The following is a 17,745-nucleotide window of genomic DNA, read 5'->3' on the forward strand; positions in this document are numbered from 1 at the left end:
GGCAAAAGGGATAGCCGGGCGCTAACCCGGCTCAGGCTCAGTTAAGCGTATAGTCCAGCGTGATCTCGGCTTTCAGTACCTGCGACACCGGGCAGCCCGCCTTGGCTTTCTGAATAATGCCGTCAAACTTCTGCGGGTCGATACCTGGCACAGTAACCTTACTGGTTAGCGCAATTTTGCTGATTGCAAAGCCACTATCGGTTTTATCCAGCGAGACATCCGCCGTGGTATCAATGGAATCCGCGGTGTAGCCCGCTTCACCAATCATCAGCGACAGTGCCATTGAGAAGCAGGCAGCATGTGCTGCACCAATCAGCTCTTCCGGGTTGGTCCCTTTGGCGCCTTCGAAACGGGTATTAAAGCCGTAAGGTTGTTGATTCAGGACGCCACTTTCAGTAGAAACCGTCCCTTTCCCCTGCTTGATATCACCGGACCAGTGTGCCGAACCGTGCTTATGAATCGTCATTCTTGCTCTCCTTTTGGCTTACAAAGGGTTAAGTATAGACTACGTATCTGCCCCACCCCGGAACACAGATAATTCCGGGACGTTCACCTGCTGTACCAACAAAAAGGATAAACCTGTGACGCTAAAAATCAGGATGGCGGTTGCGGCAACCACGCTGGCTCTTTCGTTGTCTTTACTGGCGAAAACGCCGGAGAACTTTATCTACACCAGTTCCGGCGAACTCGACGCGGCATTCCCGCTTGTTGCGCGAAGCGACATCGGCGGCGTGCAGATCGTCTATAACTGGCGCGCGCTTGAGCCGGAGAAGGATCGGTATGACTTCTCGCGGATAGAACGGGATCTGGCGCGCCTTCAGGCCGCGCGAAAAAAACTCTTCATCCAGATCCAGGACCGTTTTTTTGAGCCGGACGCCCGCTACGTCCCGGATTATCTGCTGCACGATAAGCAATACGGTGGCGGGCTCGCGCCGCAGTTTGATAACCCCGGCGAAGGCAGGCCCGTCGGTTCAGGATGGGTGGCGCGCCAGTGGGACCCTGCCGTTCGCCAGCGCTACCAGGCGCTGCTGACGGCCCTTGCAAAACGCTTTGATGGCGAGGTGTATGGGGTAAACCTGCCTGAAACCGCCATCGATATCGACGAAAAACATCCGCCCGCCGGGTTTAGCTGCGACAGCTACTTTGCCGGTGAAATGGAAAACCTGGCCTTTGCGCGTAAGGCTTTTCAGAAATCCCATGTGGTGCAATATGTCAATTTCTGGCCGTGCGAATGGGACAATGACCATAACTACATGGGGCGGCTTTTTGCTTATGCCAGCGCCAACAACATCGGCCTCGGCGGGCCGGACATCGTGCCCAACCGCAAGGCGCACATGAAGAATGCCTATCCCTTCTTCAATAAAAATAAACAGACGCTGCCGCTCATCGCGATGGCGGTGCAGGAGCCAACCCTGACTTATAAAAATCCAAAGACCGGTAAGCCCTTCACCAAGGCGGAATTTGACCAGTTTGCAGAAAACTATCTCGGAGCCGATATTATTTTCTGGAGCACGGCTTCGCCCTGGCTACAGGAGAAGTCGTCGCCCCCTCATGCCAGGTAGCGGGCCAGCTCATCAAGGAACACCCGCAGCGCGGCAGGCTGGTACTCCCGGGACTGATAAATGCCATGGATGGCCAGCGGTTTCGGCTCCAGCGCCGCCAGTACCGGCACCAGCAATCCCTGCTCCAGGGCGGCACGCGCTTCGCGCTCCGGCAGCATGGCAATACCGCAGTGCTTCATCGCCGCGTCCATGAGTAGCGAAGAGATGCTGGCGCTCAGGTTGCCGCTGACGGCGACGCTCAGGCTTTCCCCTTCCGGGGTCAGAAAGTGCCAGGACTGCCCGGCAAAAAAGCTGTAGTGCAGGCAGTTATGCTGCGCTAATGCTTCGGGGCTGTCGGGTGTCCCGTGCTGTTCCAGATAATCCGGCGAGGCGCAGAGTACCGAACGACACTCCCCCAGGCGGCGGGCAATCATCCCGGGCTCGGGGTTGTCGGTAATACGCACGGCAACATCAATACGCTCACCCACCAGGCTCACCGGGTGATTATTCACGTCCAGCTCGATACGCAGCTGCGGGTAGCGCGAGAGCAGACCGGGCAGCACCGGCGCAATCAGGTGCATGGCGGTAAAGTGCGCGCAGGCCACCCGCAGGGTGCCTGACGGCAGATCTTTTTCCGACTGGCCCTCAATTTCCTGCGAGATCTGCGAGAGCGTCCGCGTTTTTTGCAACACCTTTTCGCCTGCCGCGGTCAGCGTCAGTTTGCGCGTGGAGCGGTTTACCAGCCGGGTTCCCGCCCACTTTTCCATTTGTTCCAGATAGCGGCTTACCATCGGCCGGGAGATCCCCAGCGCGCGGGCCGCCGCGCTCAAACTTCCCAGCTCGCATATCCGGTTATAAACCTGGGCGGCAATAACGCGATCCATATCTACTCCATCTGCTCGATTTATGAAACTAAGCATGTCTTGTTTCAGGAATTCTGGCAAATACGAATATCCGTACAATAGAGACATTCCTGAACAACAGAGACAACAGCATGAAACTCACTCACATTGCCCTGCTTTCCACCCTTTTCACGCCGGCCGCGTTTGCCGCACCGCTGAACGTCGATACCTATAACCCGCAGGAAAAAGGCATTTTCGCGGTCTCTTCCACGCTGGTTTCCGGTCCGAAGGAAGCGGTGCTGTTTGACGCGCAGTTCAGCGTGAAAGATGGCGAAGCGCTGGTGGAGAAGATTCGCCGCAGCGGCAAAACCCTGAATAAGATTGTGATCACCTCCGGCGATCCGGATTTCTACTTTGGCCTGCAGCCGCTGGTTAAAGCCTTCCCGAATGCCAAAGTGGTGGCCACACAGCACGTGGTTGACCATATTAAGGCCACCAAAGACGCGAAGCTGGCTTTCTGGGGCCCGCAGATGAAAGACGGTGCGCCAACGGAACTGGTTGTTCCGCAGGTACTCGCCTCCACCACGTTTATGGTTGACGGAGAAAAGATCGACATCGAGCAGCCTGACAGCTACGCGGCCTATGTGTGGATCCCGTCAGCGAAAACCATCCTCGGCGGCACCGGGGTAGCCTGGGGTATTCACGTCTGGACGGCAGACACGCAGACCGCGGAAAGCCGTAAGCAGTGGCAGGATACCCTGCAGGCGATGGCTGCGCATAAGCCAGAACGCGTGATCCCGGGTCACTATCTGGGTAACCCACCCGCGGGTAGTGGCGCGATTGATTTTACGCGTGACTATCTGCAGCGCTTTGAAAAGGCTTTAGCTGCACATAAAGATTCCGCTGGCGTTATCCGTACCCTGAAAAAACAGTATCCGAATCTTGCGGAAGAGAGCTCGCTGGAATTAAGCGCTAAGGTCAATACCGGCGAAATGAAGTGGTAATTTAAATGCTGCTCCTGCTCTATTTTCATGATGGCAGGAGCACCTCCCTAATATTCCCTCCGTGACGCGCCAATATATTCTCACCCGTTAAAACCACATAAAAGCATGCACTTAAGACATTTATATTTCTAAGATGAATCTGAACCACAACCGGGGAAATATTTGCCATTCTGTTTATGAATTAATTTTTTTGCGAGCCGTACCATTAAACAGACAACGACACGGAGGCAGCATGTTTACTTATTACCCGGCTAATACCGCAGCAGCACAACCTGAACTCGTTAACGCGATTGCGCAGGGTCTTCACGCCGAGCACGGTGCTGTGACTGAAGATGACATTTTAATGGAACTGACCAAATGGGTGGAATCCACAGACAATGACATCCTCAGTGACATCTACCAGCAAACCATTAACTATGTCGTCAGCGGGCAAAACGCACCCTTGTAAAAACCTGCTAAGCTGGATCTGCAACCTAAGGGGTTACATTTCGTTTGCGTAAGCAAACTGGTCCTTAAAACTATCAACAGGATTGAGGAGTTAACATGAAATCGAACCGTCAGGCACGCCATATTCTGGGACTGAACTACAAGCTTTCTAATCAGCGCAAAGTGGTGATTGAAGGCGACCATGAGACGCAAGTCACTCACGCCACCGGCAGAAAACGCCACGCCGGCAAGTAAGTTCCAGAGTGAGATCCAGAACACCATCGGTAATCCCGATGGTGTTTTTGTTTATGTGTTGCGGTAATTCATATTTAGCTCCTTTATAATACCGCCGGACCGCATCCCATCGCACAGGCCAGAAAGATGACAAACAGCAGTGTCAGGGACGGATCTTCATAAAAAGAGTGAGTGACATGGACAACAAACTGAAAAAACATCGTTCCTTATACATCCCATACGCCGGACCGGTTTTACTCGAATTCCCCCTGCTCAACAAAGGCAGCGCCTTCAGCATGGAAGAGCGCAGTAGCTTTAACCTGCTGGGTTTACTGCCGGAAGTGGTGGAAACCATTGAAGAGCAGGCAGAGCGCGCGTGGATCCAGTATCAGGGTTTCAAAACTGAAATCGACAAGCACATCTACCTGCGTAACATTCAGGACACCAATGAAACCCTCTTCTACCGCCTGGTGCAGAACCATCTGGAAGAGATGATGCCGGTGATCTACACCCCGACGGTAGGTGCGGCCTGTGAGCGTTTCTCTGAGATCTACCGCCGCTCCCGCGGGGTATTCATCTCTTATCAGAACCGTCACAACATGGACGACATTCTGCAGAACGTGCCGAACCACAATATCAAAGTGATCGTGGTGACCGACGGCGAACGTATTCTCGGCCTCGGCGACCAGGGCATTGGCGGGATGGGGATCCCAATCGGTAAACTCTCCCTCTATACCGCCTGTGGCGGCATCAGCCCGGCGTATACCCTGCCAGTGGTGCTGGATGTCGGTACCAACAACCAGCAGCTGCTTAACGATCCGCTCTATATGGGCTGGCGTCATCCGCGTATTACCGACGACGAGTATTATCAGTTTGTCGATGATTTCATCCAGGCCGTGAAGCACCGCTGGCCGGACGTGCTGCTGCAGTTCGAAGACTTCGCGCAGAAAAACGCGATGCCGCTGCTGAACCGCTATCGCGATGAGATCTGCTCCTTTAACGACGACATTCAGGGCACCGCCGCGGTGACCGTGGGGACGCTTATCGCCGCCAGCCGCGCGGCAGGCAGCCAGCTGAGCTATCAGAAAATCGTCTTCCTGGGCGCGGGCTCTGCGGGCTGCGGTATCGCCGAGCAGATTATCGCCCAGACCCAGCGTGAAGGCCTGAGTGAAGAGCTGGCCCGCTCCCGCGTCTTTATGGTTGATCGTTTCGGCCTGCTGACCGACGGTATGCCGAACCTGCTGCCGTTCCAGACCAAACTGGTGCAGAAGCGCGAGAATCTGAAAAACTGGGATACCGACAACGAAGTGCTCTCCCTGCTGGACGTGGTGCGCAACGTGAAGCCGGATATTCTGATTGGCGTTTCCGGTCAAACCGGTCTCTTCACCGAAGAGATTATTCGCGAGATGCACAAGCACTGCGAACGCCCTATCGTGATGCCGCTCTCCAACCCGACCTCCCGCGTGGAAGCAACGCCGCAGGACATCATTGCCTGGACCGAAGGTAACGCGCTGGTTGCTACCGGCAGCCCGTTCGATCCGGTCGTGTGGAAAGATAAAACTTATCCGATTGCCCAGTGTAACAACTCGTATATCTTCCCGGGCATTGGTCTGGGCGTTATCGCCTCCGGGGCGTCGCGCATTACCGATGAAATGCTGATGTCCGCGAGCGAAACCCTGGCGGGCCACTCGCCGCTGGTCAACGACGGCGAAGGTCTGGTGCTGCCGGAGCTGAAAGACATTCATAAGGTGTCGCGTGCTATCGCCTTTGCGGTCGGTAAAATGGCGCAGCAGCAGGGTGTAGCGGTGAAGACCTCTGCCGACGCGCTGCAGCAGGCTATTGACGACAACTTCTGGATGCCTGAATACCGTAGCTATCGTCGTACTTCGATTTAACTCTGCGCCTCAACCATTCCCTCTACCTTCGGGAGAGGGAATGGTTCCGAACCCACAATATGAATCACACATTCACGCCCCACTAGCCAAACCCCTTTTCCCCCGCTACACTCCTTTCATCCATTAACCTACTGAATATATAAGGAGGCCAATTATGCTGTACTGTGAAATTTTCAATGTTTCACATACATTTGGTGATCGCACCTGCTCAAGCGTTATCGGTATCGTGCTGCGATAACTTCTGCTTGAGCGAAGACACCAACCCCTGAAATCCCTTCTCTCGGGCTTACTGAGTTATCGTCAGCGATGTTTGACGAGGCATAAACATGCCTGTAACTCTTGGGTAAGCAACAATGAGCACTTTACTCACTGCACAATCTTTACGCGTTGATACGGCGTTTGGCACGCTCTTCGACTCTCTCTCCTTTACGCTGAAAAAAGGCGACCGCATTGGTCTGCTCGGCGACAACGGCTGTGGCAAAAGTACGCTGCTGAAGGTGCTGGACGGCACTGACTCTCCTGCTGCCGGGACGGTAGCGCTGGCCGGGCACTGCCTGATGGCGCGCGTGGAACAACATCTGCCGGAGGCGATTCATCCGCTGACCATGCTGGATGCCGTCCTGGCCCGGCTGCCCTCTGCGGAACGCGACAGCCTGCGCTGGAAAGCTGAAACGCTGCTGGCGGGCATGGGCTTTACGCCGCAGGATATGGCGCTGCACGCCGCCACGCTCAGCGGCGGTCAGCACACCCGCCTGCTGCTGGCGCGGGCGCTGCTCCACGAGCCGGACCTGCTCCTGCTTGATGAACCCAGCAACCACCTGGACCTGCCAACCATGCTCTGGCTGGAGCATTTTTTACAGCACTGGTCAGGCAGTTTCGTGCTGGTCTCGCATGACAGACAGCTGCTGGATGCCGTCACCAACGGCAGCTGGATCCTGCGCGATAAAACGCTGCACTACTTTGCCCTTCCCTGCACGGCGGCACGCAAGGCGCTGGAAGCCAGGGATGAAAGCGACGCGCAGCGCCACAAGGCGGAGCAAAAGGAGATCGACCGCGTGACCGCCAGCGCGAAGCGGCTGGCGACCTGGGGCAAGGTGTACGACAACGAAGACCTGGCCCGCAAAGCTAAACAGATGGAAAAACAGGTCGAACGCCTGAAAGAGAGCCAGACCTCGCTCACGGCGGGTAGCCCGTGGACGTTAAGCCTGCGCGGTGACGCGCTGCGGGCAGACCGTCTGCTGGAGATGGAAAACCTCAGCGTCCCGCCTGCGCCAGGGCTACCGCCGCTGTTTAACATCGAAACGGCACGGCTGAAAAGCGGCGATCGCGTGGCGATTGTCGGGCGTAACGGCTGCGGTAAATCGTCGTTAATGAAGCTTATCTGGCGACATTTTACCGATGAACCGGCGGACTGCGGGCTGAAAATCCATCCGCGCGTCTCGCCGGGCTATTACGATCAGACGCTGAACCAGCTCCCGGATGACGCCACGCTGCTTGATGCGCTGGAGCCTTTCGCGCCCGACCCGCAAAACCGGAAGATGGCGCTTATCAGCGCCGGGTTCCCGTGGTCCCGTCACGGGCAGAAAGTCAGCACGCTCAGCGGCGGCGAGCGTTCACGCCTGCTGTTTGTGGGCCTGACGCTCGCCCGCTATAGCCTGCTGATGCTCGATGAGCCAACCAACCATCTGGACATGGAAGGCAAAGAGGCGCTGGCAGAAACGCTGCAGCAGTTTGAAGGTGGCGTGCTGCTGGTCAGCCACGATCGTCAGTTAATTAGCCAAAGCTGCAACCGCTTCTGGCTGATAGAGGACGGTACGCTGAGCGAATGGCACGACGCGGAAGCGGTGTTTGCGCGGCTGCGTGAAAGCGCGGGGCTGGTAACGGCCACTGCGCCCGCTGCCGCCGCGACGGTTCAACCCTCGCCGTATGACGATCTGCTTGAACGGCTGGTCGCGCTGGAAACGCTGCTGGCAGACGATCTGGCGCGCAAACCGAAACATCAAAAACCGCAGCTTCAGGCGCAATGGCGTAAAGAGATAGAGGAGATAGAAGCACAGCTGTAAGTCTGCGCCCGGCGAGCGCCTCGCCGGGCCAGCATTTTCCCCCTTAATTATTAGAGGAACGCCGTATTCTTAATCTGAAATCGGATTAAATGATGACATTATGTTGCCGCAGCCTTGCATTACCAGGCTAATGTATTAATCCTTAAGGGGTATTACACCTGCTATGCAGATTCTTATCATGAACAAGGAGATACACATGAAGGCTGCTGTTGTCACTCAGGATCATCAGGTCAATGTCACCGAAAAAACCTTACGCCCGCTGAAGCACGGGGAAGCCCTGCTGAAGATGGAGTGCTGTGGCGTATGCCATACCGATCTTCACGTGAAGAACGGCGATTTCGGCGATAAAACCGGCGTGATCCTGGGCCATGAAGGGATTGGGATCGTCAAAGAAGTCGGCCCTGGCGTGAAATCGCTGAAAGTCGGCGATCGCGCGAGCGTGGCATGGTTTTTTGAAGGCTGTGGCCACTGCGAATACTGTAATACCGGCAACGAAACCCTGTGCCGCGATGTGAAAAACGCCGGTTACTCCGTGGATGGCGGCATGGCGGAAGAGTGCATCGTCACCGCGGATTACGCGGTAAAAGTGCCGGATGGTCTGGATTCGGCGGCGGCCAGCAGCATTACCTGCGCTGGCGTCACCACCTACAAAGCCGTGAAGGTATCGGGTATTAAACCGGGCCAGTGGATTGCCATTTACGGTCTGGGCGGGCTGGGTAACCTCGCGCTGCAGTACGCCAAAAACGTCTTTAATGCCAAAGTCATCGCCCTTGACGTTAACGACGAACAGTTGAAGCTGGCGGCCAGCATGGGCGCGGATTTAACCATCAACTCCCGCAGCGAAGATGCCGCGAAAATTGTGCAGGAAAAAACCGGCGGCGCGCATGCAGCCGTGGTGACGGCCGTGGCAAAAGCGGCGTTTAACTCGGCAGTGGATGCCGTGCGCGCCGGTGGCCGCGTGGTGGCGGTGGGTCTGCCACCGGAAGCCATGAGCCTCGATATTCCACGTCTGGTGCTGGACGGCATTCAGGTGGTCGGTTCCCTGGTCGGCACCCGTCAGGATCTGCAGGAGGCGTTCCAGTTCGCCGCGGAAGGCAAAGTGGTGCCTAAGGTCACGATGCGTCCGATCGAGGACATCAACGCCATCTTCAAAGAGATGGAACAGGGCCAGATCCGTGGCCGTATGGTGATCGACTTACGTTCATAATCGTCCACCTTTCATCACCGCTCCTCTCCGGGGCGGTTTTTTTTATAGCCATTTTCCGGCAATCCTTATCTTAATTCCTTTGTTCCCTTGTTTTCCCCCGCGCCCGATGATGAATCCGACGCTAACAAGAAGATAACAAAGGAATTCACCATGCAAACCCCATTTCGTCTGCCGCTGCTGACGGCGTTAATTCTGACGACCACCGCAGCCTGGGCCGCTGATGCGCCCGTCAAAGGCGGCACGCTGATTTATCTGGAGCAACAGGCCCACACCAACCTCTATCCGCCTGCCGGTGGCTTTTACCCCAACGGCGGCATTCTGAACCAGATCACCGACAAACTGACCTGGCAGAACCCGAAAACGTTACAGGTTGAGCCCTGGGTGGCCGAAAGCTGGACCACCAACGCCGATAAAACCGAATACACCTTTAAACTTCGCCCTGGTATCACCTTCTCCGACGGCACGCCGCTGGACGCAAACGCCGTAGCGAAAAACTTTGATACCTACGGCTTAGGTAACAAAGCGCAGCGTCTACCGGTGTCCGAAGTGATCAATAACTACGATCGCAGCGAGGTGGTCGACCCGCTGACCGTCAAGTTCTACTTCAAAAAACCGTCGCCGGGTTTCCTGCAGGGCACTGCCACCATTGGCTCGGGTCTGGTCTCGCTCAGCACCCTGAAACGCAACTTTGAAGAGCTGGGGGATGCGCGCCACATCATTGGCTCCGGCCCGTTTGTGGTGAAAGACGAAAAGCTGGGGCGCGAAGTGACGCTTGAAGCCCGCAAAGATTACCAGTGGGGGCCAAAAAATCTGCCGCAGCAGGGTCCGGCCAATCTGGACGGCATCAAGTTTATCGTCACCCAGGAAGACAGCGTGCGCATCGGCGCTCTGCTGGCCGGTCAGGCGGATTTTATTCGTCAGGTACAGGCGTATGACGAAAAGCAGGCCACCGATCAGGGCTATAAAATCTATGCCGCCCCGACGCGTGGGGTGAACGACAGCATCAGCTTCCGCCCGGACAACCCGCTGGTTTCCGACGTTCGCGTTCGCCAGGCGCTGCTGCACGCCACCAATGCGAAACAGGTGGTCGAAACCCTCTTCTCGGCTAACTATCCGCAGGCGAAGTCCGTGATTGCCGGTTCTGCCGCAGGCTTTGTCGATCTCAGCGACAAACTGACCTTTGACCCGGCAAAAGCCAACCAGCTGCTCGATGAGGCAGGCTGGAAAGCAGGCAGCGACGGCATTCGCGCGAAAGACGGCCAGCGGCTGGCGCTGACGGTCTATGAATCATTGCCGCAGCCGCAAAACAAAGAGGTGCTGCAGCTGGTTGCCCAGCAGTGGCGGCAGGTGGGCGTGGCCCTGAGCGTCAAAGCCGGTGACGCAGGCAGCCGCACGCTGGATAACCTTGACCCGCTGAAAACCCCGTTAACCGTCTCCGAAGTCGGCCGCGCCGATCCGGATGTGGTGAAGAGTATGTTCTACCCCGCTAACCGCGACGCGCTGCTGCAAAAAGGTGGCTCCAGCGACAAGGTTAAAAACTTCCGTGACGACAAGCTGAATGCGCTGCTGGTGAATATCTCTGCGGAAGTCGATCCGCAAAAACGCCTGCAGCTGACGGGCGACGCCCAGCGCTATTTGCTGGATAACGCCTACGTCATACCGATCTTCGAGGAGCCGCAGGTGTTTGCCGGCGCCCCGTGGCTGAAAGGCGTGAATTTCGAAGCGGTAGGCCGCCCGTCGTTCTACGGCGCGTGGATTGAGAAACACTGAGGAGCTGACGATGCGCCACGCACTTCTTCAACGTTTCGGGCATGGGCTGCTGGTGCTGTGGGCCGCCTTTACCCTCTCGTTCGTGTTGCTCCAGGTTCTGCCGGGCGACGCGGTGCTGATTAAATTTCAGAACCCGGACCTGGGCTTAAGCCCGGCGCAAATCGAGGAGATGCGCGTGGCCTACGGCGCGGACAGTCCGCTGTGGCAGCAGTACGGCCATACGCTGCTGGCGATGCTGCGCGGAGATTTCGGCTACTCGTTACAGGCAGGCGTGCCGGTCAGTGAGCTGATCGCCAGCAATCTGCCGGATACCCTGAGCCTCGCCCTGCCCGCCTTTTTACTCGCGGTTGTGCTGGCCTTCGCACTGGCCTTTGCGTCGCGGCTACCGGGTCTGCGCTGGTTGAGCAATACCTTCCAGTCTCTGCCGGTCCTGTTTATCTCCTTACCGACGTTCTGGCTGGGGATTGCCCTGATCCAGCTTTTTTCTTTTCAACTGCGGCTGATCCCGGTGATTAACCCGACGCCGTTGCAGGGGCTGATCCTGCCCATCGTCACCGTCGCCATCCCCATCTCCGCCCCGCTGGCACAAATCCTGATGCGCAGCCTGGACCAGGTGGCGACCCAGCCGTTTGTCGCCGTTGCCCGGGCCAAAGGGCTGAGTGAAACCGCCGTCCTGTGGCGTCACGTGACCGGCAACGCCCTGCTGCCGGTGCTGAATATTGCCGGGCTGCTGTTGGGCGAGTTGATTGCCGGAGCGCTGATCACCGAAACCGTTTTTGGCCGCAGCGGGCTGGGGCAACTGACCCAGCAGGCGGTCAATAACCAGGACATCGCCGTGCTTCAGGCGGTGGTGATGATTTCCGCGCTCGGTTTTGTCCTGATCAATCTGCTGGTGGATCTGCTGATGCCGCTGCTGGATCCCCGGCTGCAACCCCTTTCCGGAGGTACTTCATGAGTCTGGTCGATTACGCTGCCGCCGCGCGTAAACGCGTCCCCAACTGGCAGGGCGTCGCGTGGCAGCCCGGACTGTGGCTGGCATGGGCGGTCATTGTGATTGCGATTTTCGCCGCCGTGGCGCCGGGCCTGTTAACCCACTACAGCCCGATTGAGGGCATCGCGGGCGCACAGCGCCTGGCCCCTCAGGCCGGCCACTGGCTCGGCACCGATCAGCTTGGCCGCGATGTTTACACCCGTATTGTATATGGTGCGTCCCACTCCCTGAGCGCGGCGCTGGCCGCCGTCACGATGGGTCTGCTGGTGGGCACCGGTTTAGGGGTGGTTGCCGGGGCGTTCGCCGGACGCGTTGAGTCTTTCCTGATGCGTTTTGTCGACGTGCTGCTCTCCATCCCGTCCCTGCTGCTCTCGCTGACGGTGATCATTCTGCTCGGGTTTGGCACCGTTAATGCCGCAATTGCCGTGGGCGTGGCTTCCATTGCCAGCTTCGCCCGCCTCGCGCGCGGTGAAGTGGTGCGCATCCGCCATACGGATTATGTGGAGGCGGCGTTTGGCAGCGGCGGGACGTTCCTGGCGGTGCTGTGGCGACATATCCTGCCTAACGCCTTAACCGCCGTCCTCGCCTTTGCCACGCTGCAGTTTGGTCAGGCCATCCTGGCACTCTCCACGCTGAGCTTTCTCGGCTACGGCACCCCGCCGCCCGTGCCGGAATGGGGCTTATTGATTGCCGAAGGCCGTAACTATCTCTCTACCGCCTGGTGGTTAACCACCTTCCCCGGTGTGGTGGTCATCGCCGTCGTGCTGGCGACCAACCGAATCAGCCAGCAGTTCAGCGGAGGCCTGAAATGACCGTACTCTCGGTAGAAAACCTGACCCTTAGTTACCGTACCGCGCGCCAGTGGCGGGAGGTAGTGCATAACGTTAGCTTCACGCTTCGTCGGGGGGAAATGCTGGCGCTTGTCGGTGAATCCGGCTCCGGCAAAACGACCACGGCGCAGGCGATCATCGGTCTGCTGGCCGACAACGCCCGGCGTGATGCGGGAAAAATCGTGCTCAACGGTGAGGAGATAAGCCAGTGGTCCGCTAAGCGTCTTGATACCCTCCGCGGGGCCCGCATCAGCCTGGTACCGCAGGATCCGGGAAATTCGCTCAATCCGGTAAAAACCATCGGCGCGCAGGTTGGCGAAATTATTCAGCTGCACCAAAAGGTAAAGGCACTCCAGCGCGACGAGCAGGTGCTCGCCCTGCTGACTAAGGTCGGCCTAAGCCATCCCGAGCAGCGCATGAAACAGTATCCCCATCAGCTCTCCGGCGGGATGAAACAGCGGGTGTTGATTGCCATCGCGATAGCGCTGCGCCCGGACGTCATCATTGCCGACGAGCCCACCAGCGCGCTGGACGTAACCGTACAAAAACGCATTCTTGACCTGCTGGATCTCCTGCGCCGGGAATCGGGGACCGCCGTCCTGTTTGTTACCCACGATCTGGCTCTGGCCGCTGAGCGCGCGGACCGGCTGCTGGTTTTCCGCGATGGTGAGGTTCAGGAGCAGGGAAACACCGCCGATATCGTCCGTACGCCGCAGCACGCCTACACCCGCCAGCTGCTGAGCGATCTCCAGGGCCAGCGCCTGACCATCGCCCCGGTGGCCGGTCTGCCGCTTGCGTCACCGGCCATTCGCGCCCGCGCCATCAGCAAACGTTTCTCGCTGGGCAAAGGCCATCAGTTGCAGGCGCTGGATCAGGTGACGTTCGACGTCAGGCGTGGCAGCACGCATGCCCTGGTGGGTGAATCGGGCTCCGGGAAAACCACCCTTGCCCGTATTTTGCTGGGCTTTGAACAGGCCGACAGCGGGCAGGTCATTATTGACGATATTGATGCCACCACGCTCAGCCGCGAGGCCCGTCGCCAGCTGCGCCAGAAGATCCAGTTTGTCTACCAGAACCCGTTTGCCTCGCTCGACCCGCGTCAGACCCTGTTTGAGATTATCGAAGAGCCGCTGAAGAACTTTTCCCGCCTGCGCAAAGCGGAGCGCAAAATCCGGGTGGAGACCGTGGCGCAGCGGGTGGCCTTGCCCGTCGACCTCCTGACCCGTACCGCCCGCGAGCTGTCAGGCGGGCAGCGCCAGCGCGTGGCCATCGCCCGGGCGCTGATCCTGGAGCCGACCATTCTGGTGCTGGACGAAGCCACCTCCGCGCTGGATGTCACCGTTCAGGCGCAGATCCTGGCGTTGCTGCAGCAACTGCAGCAGCAGCTGGGGTTGACCTATCTCTTCATAACGCACGATCTCTCCACCGTGCGCCGGATCGCTCACAGCGTCACGGTGCTGCGCAGCGGTCAGGTGGTCGAGCACGGTGACGTCGGAACCTTGTTCGCTGCGCCGCAGAGCGCCTATACCCGCGAACTGATTGACGCCATTCCCCATTTTTCACCCGCTACGGAGGAGTTCGCATGACGCGAAAACGCCTTGGGTTTTTCACCCGCCTGCTTGACGATGCCACACCGAAGGTGCGCTATCGTCTGGCCACAGAACAGATCCGCCACGCTGAACGCCACGGCTTTGACAGCGCCTGGATTGCGCAGCACCACTTCCATGAAAGTGAAGGCGGTTTGCCGTCGCCATTGCTGTTCCTGGCCCACGTTGCGGCGCATACCGAAACCATCCGTCTGGGCACAGCCATTATTACCCTGCCGATGGAAAACCCGCTGCGCGTGGCGGAAGATGCCGCGGTGCTTGATTTACTCGCCGATGGACGTCTTGAAGTCGGGCTGGGGTCAGGCGGCACGCCCACCTCATTCCTGCCGTTCGGCCTGACGTTTGAGGCGCGCGCAGCAGCGTTTGCCGAGAACCTGCACGTGCTCCAGAGCGCCTGGCGTGGGGATTCGCTCGGCCATCCGGATAACCACTTATACCCACCGGCACCGCAGCTGGCTGACCGCATCTGGATTGCCACTTTCTCCGTGGAGGGGGCCGTGCGGGCAGCCCAGGCCGGACACGGCTTAATGCTCTCGCGTACGCAGCCCCGCCCGACAGACCAGCCTGATCTCACGCTCGACGCTATCCAGAACCCGATTGTGGATGCCTACCTTGAGGCGCTACCAGCGGGCATCGCACCGCGTATTCTTGCCTCACGTACCGCGTTCGTCGCCGACAGCGATGACTATGCGCTGAAAGTTGCGACGCCGGGTCTCACGAAACAGGCACAGCAGCATCGCGCTGCCGGACACGCGGTTAAAGGTGACACTGTCACGGATTATCGTCGTCAGTTTGACGCCCATATCGGTTCACCCGACACGGTACTGCGCTCACTGCACACCGATTCCATTCTCAGGCGCGCCACGGATATCTCGTTCCAGGTCCATTCGGTCGAGCCCACGCACCGCGACACCCTACGCTCCATTGAGCTGATTGCCGAACATATTGCCCCCCATATTCTTTGAGGAGAGACCTATGTCATTAAGTCAGGATATTCTTGCCGAGCTGGCGGAAATTAAACCCGGTTCCCCTCTGGCAGAGGCGCGCGCCACGCGGGACGCCGCCACGCGCCATGCACAGGGCAGCTATGAAATCCTCTTTAGCCAGCAGGATGAAGATTTTGCACTCGACGAGCGTTTCGCCGTGGCGGCGAAAGTGGCCAGGTGGCACAACGCGGAGGCGCTGGCCGCGCACTACGCCGGGTTTGGCCTGGCTGACCCGACTTCAGCCCGCCTGACCCCGGCGCTGAACTTCGCGCGCCTGCTGACCTTCTCCCCCGTTGAAGCCACGCCGGCGGCGCTAAAGGCGCTGACCCAGGCAGGATGGAGCAAGGAAGGCATTGTCACTCTGGCGCAGCTTATCGCGTTTGTCAGCTTCCAGAGCCGACTGATCGCCGGACTGCGTCTGCTGAATGACAGGCCCGTTGCCACAAGCGATGCACCGGTGGCCGCGGGTATCTGGCATACAACGCCAACCACGGTCACCGGGAAGGCGGCACCCGTCGCATTCACCCAGCAGGAGCTGGGCTGGGAGCCATGGTTAGCCGCCAAACCGCTGGCGGAGTTCCGTGACGATGAGGTGGCGATTCTGGCGAAATTTGGCCACACGGACTCCGACTATTTCCGCCTGCTGGGGCGCAACCTGCCAGTGCTTGAACAGCGGACGTTGACGGATAAAGGGATTTTTTATACGCCGGGAGGATTGCCGCGCGCCGAGCGTGAGCTGGCTGCAACGGTCGCCAGTAAAATCAACGGCTGCATCTACTGCGCATCTGTCCATGCGCGTAAAGCCAGCCAGCTCTCTAAGGATGACGACGCGGTGGAAGCACTGCTGGCGGTACGTCCCGGGCAATCCCTCACTGAGGGACAGTCTGCACGCTGGCAGGCGGAAATTAACTTCGCGGCGGCGCTGTCGGTTACACCGCCTGCCGCCACGCCGCTGCACCTTGCAGCCCTGGAAAAAGAGGGGCTGGATACCTTAGCGCAGCTTGACCTGGTGCAGTCCGCGGCGTTCTTCGCCTGGGCCAACCGCCTGATGCTGACCCTCGGCGAGCCCTGGCTTGCCTGACCCGTTTCAGGCTAGCGCGCGAGCGTTAGCCTGAGCCTCTCTGGCCCGCAGATAACCGTAGATCAGCAGCGCACTCATGGCCGAAAACGAGAGGAACGCCGCAGGCAGCGTGACGTAGCGCCAGCTAAAGCCGAGGGTAATCATCATTCCGCCGAAGTACGCACCAATGGCGCTGCCGAGATTAAACGCCATCTGCCCGCCCGCGGCCCCCAGCATCTCCCCGCCCTTCGCATTTTGCAGCAGCAGGATTTGCAGTGGCGCAGAGAGCGCGAACAGCCCGGCGCAGCAGATAAAGCCCATCACCAGCGAGGCCGTTTTCAGTTCGCCAAAGGCGAAAAGCAGCAGCAGCGAGGCGACAATCACCATGTCGGTGGTGGCCGCAATGCGCAGCGGACTAAAACGCCCCGAGAGCTTACCGCTCAGCAGATTGCCCAACACCATACCCAGGCCCATCAGCATCATGATGAGGGTCATCGCCCCTTCTTCGATGCCCGATACGTTGACCATAAACGGTTTAACGAAGCTGAACCAGGCAAACACGCCGGCGTTGCCAAACATCGTGGCGGCAAAAATCAGCCAGGGTTCGGGTTTCTTCAGAAACTGGAACTGCTCGGTCAATTTAATTTCTGATTTGTCATGGATATCCGGCACCCAGAGCAGCACCGAGAGGATCACCAGCGCATTGAACGCGGCAATCACGAAAAAGGTATAGCGCCAGCTGAACTGATGCCCAAGCCAGGTTCCCAGCGGAACGCCCATCAGGTTGGCCACCGTCATACCAGCAATCATCCCGGCCACCGCAACCGTCACCTTCCCCGGTGGCGCAATTTTCGAGAGGATAATTGCCCCGACGCCGAAAATCGCGCCGTGAGGGAATCCTGAAATTAAGCGTCCCGTCGCCAGCCAGAAATACGACGTTGAAAAGGTAAACAGGGTATTTCCGACGGCGGACATCGCCACCAGAAACAGCAGCGTGGTTTTTAACGAGAATTTGCCGGAAAACAGCGCCACAATCGGCGCGCCGATGACGACGCCGAAGGCATAAAACGAAATCATATTTCCCGCGGAGGGAATGGAGATACCCGTGTCCTGCGCCAGTTCGGTCAGGACACCCATAATGCCAAATTCAGCCATGCCCAGGCCAAAGGTGCTCAGCGCTAATGAGAAAATAGTCTTTTTCATACCACAACCACGTGTGAAAAATTCGCAGCGGGCATTATTGAACAATCTTGTATGGTGAGCCAGTTCAAATCAGCTGGCTGACACGT

The 17,745-nt window shown here is 58.3% G+C and carries 16 protein-coding genes; 13 read left to right on the top strand and 3 right to left on the bottom strand.

Going from position 1 to position 17,745, the window contains the following annotated elements:
- Positions 1 to 37: 37 nt before the first annotated feature.
- Positions 38 to 466, bottom strand: coding sequence for an OsmC family protein (locus SP99_RS11365; RefSeq protein ID WP_047958653.1), 429 nt, complete (start codon positions 464 to 466; stop codon positions 38 to 40).
- 133 nt (positions 467 to 599) lie between these two features.
- Between SP99_RS11365 and SP99_RS11370 the strand changes: the two genes are divergently transcribed.
- Positions 600 to 1,562 carry a hypothetical protein gene (locus tag SP99_RS11370; RefSeq protein ID WP_047958654.1) on the top strand — a complete coding sequence of 321 codons (963 nt, stop codon included), beginning with the start codon at positions 600 to 602 and terminating at the stop codon, positions 1,560 to 1,562.
- On the opposite strand, the gene SP99_RS11375 is transcribed toward SP99_RS11370, so the two are convergent.
- A complete protein-coding gene (locus SP99_RS11375; protein WP_047958655.1) occupies positions 1,550 to 2,425 on the bottom strand; it encodes a LysR family transcriptional regulator in 876 nt (291 codons plus the stop codon). The two genes, SP99_RS11370 and SP99_RS11375, sit on opposite strands and share 13 nt — an antisense overlap.
- Positions 2,426 to 2,535: 110 nt before the next feature.
- Between SP99_RS11375 and SP99_RS11380 the strand changes: the two genes are divergently transcribed.
- From SP99_RS11380 to SP99_RS11435, 12 genes are all read left to right on the top strand, one after another.
- On the top strand, positions 2,536 to 3,387 hold the full coding sequence (locus SP99_RS11380; RefSeq protein WP_047958656.1) for a Vmh family MBL fold metallo-hydrolase: 852 nt from the start codon (positions 2,536 to 2,538) through the stop codon (positions 3,385 to 3,387).
- Between the two features lie 232 nt (positions 3,388 to 3,619).
- Positions 3,620 to 3,835 carry a biofilm-dependent modulation protein gene (bdm, locus tag SP99_RS11385; protein WP_013096534.1) on the top strand — a complete coding sequence of 72 codons (216 nt, stop codon included), beginning with the start codon at positions 3,620 to 3,622 and terminating at the stop codon, positions 3,833 to 3,835.
- 95 nt (positions 3,836 to 3,930) lie between these two features.
- Entirely contained in the window at positions 3,931 to 4,068 is a 138-nt protein-coding gene (gene sra / locus SP99_RS11390) for a stationary-phase-induced ribosome-associated protein (RefSeq protein WP_008501714.1), read from the top strand.
- Positions 4,069 to 4,244: 176 nt separating this feature from the next.
- Positions 4,245 to 5,942 carry an NAD-dependent malic enzyme gene (locus SP99_RS11395; RefSeq protein ID WP_013096532.1) on the top strand — a complete coding sequence of 566 codons (1,698 nt, stop codon included), beginning with the start codon at positions 4,245 to 4,247 and terminating at the stop codon, positions 5,940 to 5,942.
- Between the two features lie 353 nt (positions 5,943 to 6,295).
- The gene (locus tag SP99_RS11400) at positions 6,296 to 8,005 is read left to right on the top strand and encodes an ABC-F family ATP-binding cassette domain-containing protein (RefSeq protein ID WP_047958657.1); all 1,710 of its coding nucleotides are present in this window, start codon (positions 6,296 to 6,298) and stop codon (positions 8,003 to 8,005) included.
- A 196-nt stretch (positions 8,006 to 8,201) separates the two neighbouring features.
- On the top strand, positions 8,202 to 9,212 hold the full coding sequence (gene adhP, locus SP99_RS11405) for an alcohol dehydrogenase AdhP (protein ID WP_032647362.1): 1,011 nt from the start codon (positions 8,202 to 8,204) through the stop codon (positions 9,210 to 9,212).
- A gap of 150 nt (positions 9,213 to 9,362) precedes the next feature.
- A complete protein-coding gene (locus SP99_RS11410; protein WP_045286731.1) occupies positions 9,363 to 10,982 on the top strand; it encodes a TIGR04028 family ABC transporter substrate-binding protein in 1,620 nt (539 codons plus the stop codon).
- Between the two features lie 10 nt (positions 10,983 to 10,992).
- Entirely contained in the window at positions 10,993 to 11,937 is a 945-nt protein-coding gene (locus SP99_RS11415) for an ABC transporter permease (RefSeq protein WP_047958658.1), read from the top strand.
- Positions 11,934 to 12,785, top strand: coding sequence for an ABC transporter permease (locus SP99_RS11420; RefSeq protein ID WP_047958659.1), 852 nt, complete (start codon positions 11,934 to 11,936; stop codon positions 12,783 to 12,785). Before SP99_RS11415 ends, SP99_RS11420 begins: the two co-directional genes overlap by 4 nt.
- A complete protein-coding gene (locus tag SP99_RS11425; RefSeq protein WP_047958660.1) occupies positions 12,782 to 14,389 on the top strand; it encodes a dipeptide ABC transporter ATP-binding protein in 1,608 nt (535 codons plus the stop codon). The genes SP99_RS11420 and SP99_RS11425 overlap by 4 nt, the downstream gene beginning before the upstream one ends.
- The gene (locus SP99_RS11430; protein ID WP_047958661.1) at positions 14,386 to 15,375 is read left to right on the top strand and encodes a putative FMN-dependent luciferase-like monooxygenase; all 990 of its coding nucleotides are present in this window, start codon (positions 14,386 to 14,388) and stop codon (positions 15,373 to 15,375) included. Before SP99_RS11425 ends, SP99_RS11430 begins: the two co-directional genes overlap by 4 nt.
- A 10-nt stretch (positions 15,376 to 15,385) precedes the next feature.
- On the top strand, positions 15,386 to 16,477 hold the full coding sequence (locus tag SP99_RS11435; RefSeq protein ID WP_047958662.1) for an alkylhydroperoxidase domain protein: 1,092 nt from the start codon (positions 15,386 to 15,388) through the stop codon (positions 16,475 to 16,477).
- Positions 16,478 to 16,483: 6 nt separating this feature from the next.
- Here SP99_RS11435 and araJ read toward each other — a convergent pair whose 3' ends face one another.
- Positions 16,484 to 17,659 (bottom strand): MFS transporter AraJ, encoded by a 1,176-nt coding sequence (araJ, locus tag SP99_RS11440; protein ID WP_047958663.1) that lies wholly within the window; start codon positions 17,657 to 17,659, stop codon positions 16,484 to 16,486.
- Positions 17,660 to 17,745 lie beyond the last annotated feature (86 nt).

This window comes from Enterobacter sp. BIDMC92, assembly GCF_001030225.1.
Lineage (GTDB): Bacteria > Pseudomonadota > Gammaproteobacteria > Enterobacterales > Enterobacteriaceae > Enterobacter > Enterobacter sichuanensis.